General features: G+C 53.5%; 4 protein-coding genes. All 4 read left to right on the top strand.

Annotation, left to right across the window (positions count from 1 at the left end):
- The first annotated feature begins 95 nt into the window (after positions 1-95).
- The 4 genes from BMY62_RS15545 to BMY62_RS15530 all read left to right on the top strand — a co-directional run bounded on the left by BMY62_RS15545 (position 96) and on the right by BMY62_RS15530 (position 4,383).
- A complete protein-coding gene (locus BMY62_RS15545; protein WP_090662114.1) occupies positions 96-1,802 on the top strand; it encodes a multiheme c-type cytochrome in 1,707 nt (568 codons plus the stop codon).
- Complete coding sequence (gene haoB / locus BMY62_RS15540) at positions 1,799-2,830, top strand: hydroxylamine oxidation protein HaoB (protein WP_090662111.1); 1,032 nt, start codon at positions 1,799-1,801, stop codon at positions 2,828-2,830. Before BMY62_RS15545 ends, haoB begins: the two co-directional genes overlap by 4 nt.
- 170 nt (positions 2,831-3,000) lie before the next feature.
- Complete coding sequence (cycA, locus tag BMY62_RS15535) at positions 3,001-3,729, top strand: cytochrome c-550 CycA (protein ID WP_090662108.1); 729 nt, start codon at positions 3,001-3,003, stop codon at positions 3,727-3,729.
- Positions 3,730-3,741: 12 nt separating this feature from the next.
- A complete protein-coding gene (locus tag BMY62_RS15530; protein ID WP_090662105.1) occupies positions 3,742-4,383 on the top strand; it encodes a NapC/NirT family cytochrome c in 642 nt (213 codons plus the stop codon).
- Position 4,384 lies beyond the last annotated feature (1 nt).

Here is a 4,384-nt window from a genome sequence, read left to right as displayed (position 1 = left end):
AGGCTGTTATACGGAAGGATTGGCAGCGGATTGCCGGGCATAAAGAGAAGAACTAGAACTAACTGGAAATGAACAGAACTACAAAGGAGAGAGCAATGATTTCCAAGCTATGGCTGAAGGTGGTCATGTTTGTAAGTGCGATAGCACTGTCTGGAGCGGTACATGCGATACCGAGCGTACCGGACGAGACGTATGAAGCATTGGGGCTTGACCGTGGAGCGACGCCGAAGCAGTTGCATGAGGCGCTGGTGAAGCGATACAAGGACCCTGAGCAAGGTTTTGGCAAGGGCACGATGGGAGATTACTGGGAGCCGATTCCACTGAGTACCTACATGGACCCGGCGACATTTTACGAGCCGCCGGTCTCGATGCGAGACAAAGCGGACCGGAAGGAATGCGTTGAATGTCACTCGGACGAATCGCCGGTATGGGTAAATGCGTGGAAGAAGAGCGCACATGCCAATCTGGACAAGGTACGTGCGTTGAAGCCAGAGGATCCGACATACTACAAGAAAGGCAAACTTGAAGACGTTGAGAAGAACCTGCGTTCACTGGGATACCTGAAGGAAGGCGAACAGCTGAAGGAAGTGAGCTGTATTGACTGTCACGTTAACATCAAGCAGGAAGGCAAGATAGATCACAGCAAGGACCTGATCATGCCGACGGCGGACGTATGCGGCAAGTGTCACTTGCAGGAATTTGCCGAGCGGGAATCAGAGCGCGACACACTGATATGGCCGCACGGACAATGGCCGGACGGACGCCCGTCGCATGCACTGGACTACAAGGCGAACGTAGAGACGACGGTGTGGGCGGCGATGCCGCAACGGGAAGTGGCGGAAGGCTGCACCATGTGCCACATGAACCAGAACAAATGCGACACATGCCATACCCGTCATGAATTCTCGGTTGCGGAATCACGCAAACCGGAAGCGTGTGCGACCTGTCACAGTGGGGTTGACCACAACAACTGGGAAGCCTATTCGATGTCCAAGCATGGCAAGATAGTAGCGATGATGGGCAACAACTGGAACTGGGACGTACAACTGAAAGACGCGTACAGCAAAGGCGGACAGACGGCGCCGACCTGCGCGGGTTGTCACATGGAATATGAAGGCGAATACAGTCACAACATGGTGAGGAAGATCCGCTGGGCGAACTACCCGTTCGTACCCGGGATAGCGGAGAACATCAACAGCGAATGGTCGGAAGAGAGGCTTGACGCATGGGTTGTTACCTGCACGCAATGTCACTCGGAGCGCTTTGCACGTTCATACCTTGACCTGATGGACAAAGGCACACTGCAGGGACTGGCGAAATACCAGGATGCACATGAAGTTGTAGATAAGCTGTACAGCGAAGGTCTGCTGGCGGGCCAGAAGACCAACCGTCCGAATCCGCCAGAGCCTGAGAAGCCGGGATTCATGATCTTCACGCAGCTGTTCTGGTCACAGGACAACAATCCGGCATCGATGGAACTCAAGGTTCTGGAGATGGGAGAAAACGACCTGGCGAAGATGCACGTTGGACTGGCGCACGTCAATCCTGGCGGCTGGACCTACACGGAAGGGTGGGGCCCGATGAATCGTGCATACGTTGAAGTACAGGACGAAAACACCCGGATTCGCGAAATGATCGCGTTGAAAGAACGCGTAGCGAAACTGGAGACCAAGCGTACGAGCTTATTGGACCTGGACGGCACAGCGGAGAAGATATCGCTGGGTGGTTTGGGAGGCGGCATGCTGCTGGCGGGCACGATAGCCCTGGCGGGATGGCGTAAACGTAAGCAAACCGAAGCTTGATACCCGCAGAGACAACCGGTCGTGACACAGAAGTGAAGCGACCGGGTAACAAAATACTCCCGTCACTGGGGATACTGCTGGTGACGGGAGGTCTGATTTTTCTGGGCTGGTTTGCGTATCTGTGGTTTGAGCCGTCAGAATCGCCATATCAATACCAGCAAATATCCACAGGCAACCCGCAAGACTATCCGGAGCTGGAACTTGGTGCGTGGCCGGAATTGACGATCAGCCGCTATGACGTAATCGCATCGGAAGCGGAGAAGCCCATAGCCCAGGCAACCGTAGCGCAACGTGACGAAGCGCCACCGGTACTGATCAAATGGCAGAACAGCAGCAGAGAAGTACTGCACGCGCTGGACTGGAAAACCTCGGAGCTGAGCGCACTGGCTGCGGCGATCAACCAGTATGCTGAGAAAGACGCGCTCATTCTGGCCTGGTGGGACCTCTCCCGGCAGATCAACCTGCTGACGGGGCATGACACCCTGTTTACCAGCCATCTGAACGAACCGTTAATCATACCGCAGCACTGGCAGGCACAGATGGAAGCCATCGATGCCTACGAACAGACATTCTGGCAAAGCAAACCTGAGCGGCAGGAACTGGAACAATTCGAACGTTTCAGCCTGGCATTGACAGAAGAGCCTGCAGCCGGCGTAGCACAACTGCGCGAGCTGATTGGAGAAGAACGGACGGCGTACATCATAGTTCATGTAACCGACCTGTACAAACTGGGGCTCATGTATCCTGAGAGAATCGGCGTTGCCTACCAGAACTTTCCGCTGACTGGCAACATTCATGGCATGATCAACCACATGAAAGTGCAACTCAAGGAACACGACTTTGATACCTACACCCTGCAATCGATCACCGATACGGAAATCAGAGTCTACTTTCTGAGCGACGAGCGAAGCAGCAATACTCTGTTGGCCGGCATGCTGCCGTTTACCGACAAAGACGCGCCAATGGAACTGGAAGCGCTGCAGCTACTCTATCAGAAAGGGGGATACTGGTTATATAAAATACCGTGAGTGACGGCAATAGACAGCCTGAAGGAAAGGTGGCTGGCTAACAGTAGCGCAAAACAAACAGACAAGAACAAAAAAAGCGTAGAGCACAGATATAACCATTTACACAAACGGGTGATCGCGTACAATACGCGGCTTAAACACACGAAATAAAAAAAGTACGAGGAGGAAGGATGAAACACCCAATAACCTATATACTGGCACTCGTTGCGATGTTTGCATTTTTCTCAGGCACAGCCGCAGCGGACTTTGAGGGGCGCAAGAAGTGCAGCTCATGTCACAAGTCACAGGCGAAGTCATGGAAAGAGACGGCGCATGCGAAGGCGATGGAATCGTTGAAGCCGGGAGAGCGTGCGGAAGCGAAGGAAAAAGCGGGCCTTGATCCGGACAAGGACTACACCAAAGACAAAGACTGCGTGGGCTGTCACGTAGATGGATGGGAGCAGAAAGGCGGTTACACTGTGGAACGGCCGAAGAAAATGCTTGCGGCGGTTGGCTGCGAATCGTGCCATGGACCTGGAAAGAATTATCGTCGTGACCATCGCAAGGGCGGACAGCTGTTTGAGAAATCCGGCAAGACCATGCCGCGCAAACGGTTGGCGGACAGAGGCCAGGACTTTCATTTTGAAGAAGCCTGCGCGGCATGCCATCTGAACTATGAAGGCTCGGGCTGGGAAGGCGTGAAAGAGCCGTATGTACCGTTCACCCCGGAGATAGACGAGAAATACCGTTTTGACTTTGACAAGATGGTAAAAGACGACAAGGCGATGCACGCGCATTATAAAATGGATGGCGCGTTTGTAGGCGAACCGAAATTCAAATATCACGACGAATTCCAGGCCAATGCTCAAGAAGGTGAAGAAGGCGACGAAGACGACGATGATGAAGACGACGACGATTAACAGGAGACCTGAATGACAGCATTACAAAAAGGCGCGATAGGTACTCTGCTGACAGGTGCGCTGCTGGGCATAGTCCTGGTGGGCGTTGTATTTGGAGGAGAGGCGGCGTTATCGACAGACGAGTTCTGTACGAGTTGTCACTCGATGACCTATCCGCAAGAAGAACTGAGAGAATCGACGCACTATGGAGCGCTTGGAGCGAATCCTGGGTGTAAGGATTGTCATATACCGCAGGGCTTCAGGAATTTCCATCTGGCGGTATATACGCATGTAGTGGATGGAGCGCGGGAATTATGGCTGGAGATGGTGAATGATTACTCGACGCTGGAGAAGTTTAACGAGCGGCGATTGATCATGGCGCATGATGCACGGATGAACCTGAAGAAATGGGACAGCGTGACGTGTCGTGATTGCCACCGGGACCCTGATCCGCCTGGAGACGATGCACAAGCGGCGCACAAGCGTATGGAGACGCATGGGGCGACGTGTATAGACTGCCATCAGAACCTGGTGCATGAAGATGCGCCGATGACGGACCTGGATGCCAGCAAGGCGCAGGGCAAGCTTGTGCTGAAGGAAGACGGCTGGGATGAATGGGACGAAGATGACGATGACGACTACGATGATGATGACGAGGACGACGACGATTATTAAT

It is taken from the genome of Nitrosomonas marina (assembly GCF_900111605.1).
Lineage (GTDB): Bacteria > Pseudomonadota > Gammaproteobacteria > Burkholderiales > Nitrosomonadaceae > Nitrosomonas > Nitrosomonas marina_A.
This window is presented reverse-complemented; position numbering and strand designations above follow the sequence as displayed.